We start from the raw sequence: 5,373 nt of genomic DNA, 5'->3' as shown, positions 1-5,373 counted from the left end.
ATCCTTGGCCTTCCAGCGGGCTTGTGCGGCCTTCACCCATTCGGTGGGGATGGTCTGCCATGCCGGGTCAGCGGCGCCGGCCTGGAAGTCGCCGCGCAGCATCTGCGAGCGCAGCGGCTCGGGCAGGGATTGGAGCGTTGCCTTGTAGCCGGTGGACAGCAGAAAGAGGTTGTCCTCGACGCTCGACGGGATGAACGTGCGGCTCTTGGGCTTCATGAGCTCGTCGCCGACCATCACGGGCTCGGGCCCGGGAACCTCCTGGTCCTCGCCCTTCTCGTTCGTCACGTACCAGCGCAGTTCGCCGGGCTTGGCTGGGTTCGGGTGGTTCGGCTCCAGCCAGGGCGCCCAAAAGCGCTTGACCCATTCGCCCTCGGCGGTGGTCGGCGGGTTGCCGGCAGCGATGACTCGCTGGCGGATGTTGGGCTTGTCCGTGCGAAGCCAGCCGATCAGGACGCGGAACTGCCCTTCGGTGAAGTGGGTGATCTCGTCGAATAGCTTGGCGTCGTGCGGGCGGCCTTGGTACTTGATCCAGTCGCCGGGTTCCTTGACGCTGCCCAGCTCGAGCACGCGGTCACCTGGCAGGCGCCAGACTCCGGACTGGCTGTTGTAGCCCTTGCGCGTGCCGAGGATCTTGGTCATGCGCTCCTCGATGCCCACCAGCTGCACGGCCTCGCGGCGGAACAGGATGCTGTGCTCCTGGGTGGTGAGTGACACACCCATCAGCAGGTCGGTCTTGCCGCCTCCGGCCGCTCCGCCGTAAAAGACGATGTCGGCCATGGAGAGATAGGCGGCCAGCTGCGGGCCGTCCTGCGGCACCCAGATAGGCGCATCGCCGGCCATGAGGATGGCGTCCAGCTCGGCGCGCGCATGCGGGTCCATGTGCTGGACCAGTTCCAGCATTTCCGCGGTGGTGACGGCAAGGGGCTTGCTCACTTCTTGCCTGCCATCGCGGCAATGGCTGCCAGCGCTGCCGGGTTGCCGTTGATGAAGCGGGACAGCCGGACAGCGCGCTCGGTGTCCGTGAGGGCCTTGCCTGCGCCTGGCGCATCCGGATCGTTCTCGGCGCCATCGAGGCCGAAAGCCTGGCGCTCCAGTGCAACCAGAACCCGAAGCGTCTCGCCCATGTCCTTCATGGTCTTGGCGCGTCCAGGGAGGCTGATGATCTTCTTGTAGAGGTCGTTGAGGCGGTCCTGGCCGTTCTCGTCGGGTGCGCGCAGCAGCTCGCCCAGCGCTTCCAGAAGGCTCACGTTCTCGGGGCCAACCTGCAGCTCCAGCTCGTCCATCAGCCGCATCAGGATGGTTCGACTGCGGTGGATGTCTCGACGATGGGAGAGGCGGACGGTGACGAGGGCCTGGGCTCCGGCGTCGATGATCTGCTTCTCGGAAACCTTGGATTCCGTGGATACCTCGTTGGATACCAGTGCCTTGGATACCAGTGCTTCGGCCTTCTGCTGGATCTTCTCGGAGAGGTCGCGCTCCCAGCCGTTGACCTTGGAACGCTTGTTGATGGCGCCATGGCTGATGCCGTGCTCGGCGGCCATCTGCCGGAGGGTTTTGATGCCGGCGCGGTAGTGTGCAAAATCATCGCCGAGATTGCCAAGGGATTGACGCAGTTCAGCACCGACAGTGACACCTTGGGCGATGCCTATGAGTACCTGATCGGCCAGTTTGCTTCGGGCTCCGGCAAAAAGGCGGGTGAGTTCTACACCCCTCAGCGCATTTCAGACATCCTGTCGGCCATCGCGACGCTGGACAGCCAGGAGCCGGCCACCGGCAAGCGCTCCCATCTCGACAGTGTGATGGATCTGGCCTGCGGATCTGGCTCACTGTTGCTCAATGTGCGCCACCGCCTGGGTCCGCATGGCATCGGCAAGATCCACGGCCAAGAAAAGAACATCACCACCTACAACCTGGCTCGCATGAACATGCTGCTGCACGGGGTGAAGGATTCCGAGTTCGAAATCTTCCACGGCGACACCCTGCTTAACGAATGGGACATGCTGCGGGAGACCAACCCGGCCAAGATGCCGAAATTCGATGCGGTGGTGGCCAACCCGCCCTTTAGCTACCGCTGGGAGCCCACCGAGGCGCTGGGCGAGGATGTGCGCTTCAAGAACCACGGCCTGGCGCCCAAGTCGGCGGCGGACTTTGCTTTCCTGCTGCACGGCTTCCACTTCCTGAAGCAGGACGGCGTGATGGCCATCATTCTTCCGCACGGCGTGCTGTTCCGTGGCGGCGCCGAGGCGCGCATTCGTACCAAGCTGCTCAAGGACGGCCACATCGACACGGTGATCGGCCTGCCGGCCAACCTGTTCTTCTCCACCGGCATTCCGGTGTGCATCCTGGTGCTGAAGAAGTGCAAGAAGTCGGACGACGTGTTGTTCATCAACGCCGCCGACCACTTTGAGAAGGGCAAGCGGCAGAACTATTTGCTGCCCGAGCACATCGACAAAATCATCGAGACCTACCAATACCGCAAGGAAGAAGTGCGCTACTCAAGGAGGGTAGGCTCGGAGGAAATCGAGAAGAACGACTTCAACCTGAACCTTTCTCGCTACGTCAGCACGGCGGAAGCCCAGGACGAAATTGACCTGAAGGCAGTCCACCAAGAACTGATGGCGTCCGCCCAGAAGATCAAGACGGCCAAAGCGCAGCACAACGATTTCTTGAAGGAGCTGGGACTGCCGTTGCTGCCATGAGTCACCGCCAACGTCCCTTGTGTCACCGACTGCTATTCGTTGGGGGCGTAGGGGCGGACAATCAGACTCCTGTCTGACCTGCGGATGACAGTCTAGAGCGGCAGTTCGCGGCGGCCGCCCGAATACCCGCTCATGGCCGTTCTGAACCTTTGAGCCTCAAGCGAACTTCGGTGCGTCCAGATCCGGGCCAGGCGAGTTCGGAAGTCTCATACCTTGATGCCCCCCAGGAGCGCGACCGGCTCCAGGCCAGCCAGGGTCATCTKGGCTTCAGAATGCGCGGCTCGCAGCGACCTGACCTCGCGCTCCAGCTTGCGCACCTTCTCGGCCAGTTCGGCTGACTGGACGGCTGCCTGGTGCCCCGACCGCTGCGGGCATCCACGATCGTCAGGCTTCATGCCCGCAGCGATTGAGGCCATGGCCGAGACTGTTCCCGGCGGCTCTCTATCGGGCGAACCCTAGAGGGGGTTGGACGACAAACGGACCCTGAAGGGTCCGTTTGAAATCGTCTTCGTCATCTGGTGCTCAATCGGCGTTATCGGAGGCCCGACTCGCCAATGCCCCAACTAGGCGGCGGACTCGTCGAAGAGGACTGGCCCTCTCTGGAGTGGGTAGCTGTCCCGGTGGAAGCATCGGGACATGCCGAAGAACCGCGATTACACAGGGCTCCTCAGTACGCCCCGTCTTAGCAGGGAGAGGGCCCGCCCCGCGCGGACTCGCGGAAGATCCAGGCTAGCGCCTGACCTGGATCATCACGGAACTGGCCACGCTCGTGAGCTGCCCGTCGCTGACGACGAGTTGCACCACGTAGTTCCCACGGACGTCGGGGACGAAGGTCGGCGCGACGGTCGTCGCACCCTGGAGCGTCGCCGTGCTCTTCTTCGGCTTCGACTTGAACTTCCACGTGTACGTGACGGCGGTTCCGTTCGGGTCGTAGCTCTTTGAGCCATCCAACGTGACGCTCTGGCCGATTGCGCTGCGCTGACGCGGTCCGGCCTTCGCGACAGGCGCTAGGTTGACGTTCGGGTCGCCGGCGGTCACGACGACGTTGTCGGGGGCACTCGAGAGCATGCCGTCGGACACCACGAGTTCGACGACATAGACGCCCGCCAGGTCGGGCGTCAGCATTGCAGTCGCGTTGCTCGGATTAACTGGTGCGGCAACGCTGCCGGCCGGGCGGCTGACGAGCGTCCACGCATAGGTCAGCGTGTCGCCGACATTCGCATCGCTGCTTAGCGCGCCGCTGAGGTTTACCGCCCTGCCCACGACCGTCGACACGTCATCGCCCGCGCTGGCCACCGGCGCCACGTTACCCAGCGCTGCGGTCACCGTCACCGATGCCTGCGTCGTGCTGTAGCCCTTGCCATCGCCGACGACGAGCCCGATCACGTAGACCCCCGGCACATCGGCCACGAAGGTCGGCGCAGGATCGTCAGCCACGCCATCGATGTAGGAGAGCTGAGCCGTGCTGCCTGCCGGCTTGGAGGTGATGCTCCAGCTGTAGGAAAGAAGGTCACCGTCGGCATCCAAGCTGCCGCTGCCGTCGAGTTCAACGGTTGCGCCGACCAGCACGTTCTGATTGGGGCCAGCCACCGCAACGGGGGCATTGTTCTTGTTCACCGGGTTCACGGTAACGACCACCTGGTCGGCGACGCTCTTCTCATTCGAGCTGTCGGTGACCACGAGCGATGCAATGTACGTCCCGGCCTGGTCAGGTGTCAGCGAAGGACGCGGCGACGAGGCGTCGACGATGGCTGCCGTGCTGTTCGCTGGCTTGGAATCCAGCGTCCACACGTAGGTGATCGAGTTGCCGTCGGGATCCGAGCTGGCGCTGCCATCCAACGTGACGACCGTGCCCATGGGCACGTTCTGATCGATCCCGGCGTCAGCCGTCGGCGCGCGGTTCGAGCCGCTCGCGACCGCCGTCAACCGCACGGTGTCCTGCGCGCTGGCCAACGCACCGTCATTGACCACGAGGCCGAACGTGTAGTCGCCCGCAACGTCGGGCACGAAGCGCGCGAACGCCTGCGTGGCATCGGTCACCGTGGCCGTGCTTCCGCTCGGCCGCGCGGTTACCGACCACGCATAGGTCAGGGCGTCGCCGTTGAGATCGGAGCTGGCCGAGCCGTCGAGCACTCCGGTTTCGCCGATTTGCAGGGAGCGGTCGAACCCGGCGTTGGCCACGGGCGCGACATTGACGGCACGCAAAGTGGCCGAGGTCGGACTGCTGTCGACCTTGCCGTCGTTGACCACAAGGGTTACGACGAAGTCGCCGGGCACGTCGGGTGTAAGGTTCACTATGGGGCCCGCGCTGGCGTCCAGTGCCGCGGCGCTGCCCTCAGGGCGCGATGCCAGGGTCCAACGGTAGCTCAAGGCATCGCCATCGGCATCCGCACTGCCCGTGCCGTCGAAGGTCATGGCGAGCTTCACGGGGGCTTCGGCGCCGCTTGACGTGCTCACCGCGGCGACCGGGCCGACGTTGCCGGTCCCGGCCCCACTGTCGCTCGCGCTTCCGGTCGCGCTCACAGCGCCGGTCGACGTCGACGTCGACGCCAAGCCCGAGCCCGAGCCCGAGCCCGAGCCGGAGCCGGAGCCGGAGCCATTCGGCGCCGACAGGGCCATGGGGGCAAGCCCTCCGCCGCTGCCGCTACCACCACCGCCGCAGGCGGTGAGGGAA

The 5,373-nt window shown here is 64.8% G+C and carries 2 protein-coding genes and 2 pseudogenes; 1 reads left to right on the top strand and 3 read right to left on the bottom strand.

All coding sequences use genetic code 11. The features are described 5' to 3' along the window. A pseudogene (locus tag AC1DY5_RS40640) lies at positions 1–933 on the bottom strand (terminase); the annotation flags it as partial. After that, positions 930–1,541, bottom strand: a complete 612-nt coding sequence (locus tag AC1DY5_RS40635) for a hypothetical protein (protein WP_478120109.1) — start codon at positions 1,539–1,541, stop codon at positions 930–932. The pseudogene AC1DY5_RS40640 and the gene AC1DY5_RS40635, both read right to left, overlap by 4 nt. Positions 1,542–1,565: 24 nt before the next feature. Here AC1DY5_RS40635 and AC1DY5_RS40630 point away from each other — a divergent pair. Further along, a pseudogene (locus AC1DY5_RS40630) lies at positions 1,566–2,699 on the top strand (type I restriction-modification system subunit M); the annotation flags it as partial. 729 nt (positions 2,700–3,428) lie between these two features. Here AC1DY5_RS40630 and AC1DY5_RS40625 read toward each other — a convergent pair. Next, positions 3,429–5,373: PKD domain-containing protein (locus AC1DY5_RS40625; protein ID WP_478120108.1), on the bottom strand; the 1,945-nt coding region annotated here is incomplete at its 5' end.

This window comes from Variovorax sp. P4_D9 (assembly GCF_056401695.1).
Note: the sequence above shows the minus strand (reverse complement) of the source record. Positions and strands in the feature narration are given on the sequence as shown.

Coding starts and splice junctions, on each gene's coding strand:
- AC1DY5_RS40635 (WP_478120109.1), bottom strand. CDS start 1,541: ATGGCCGCCGAGCACGGCATCAGCCATGGCGCCATCAACAAGCGTTCC.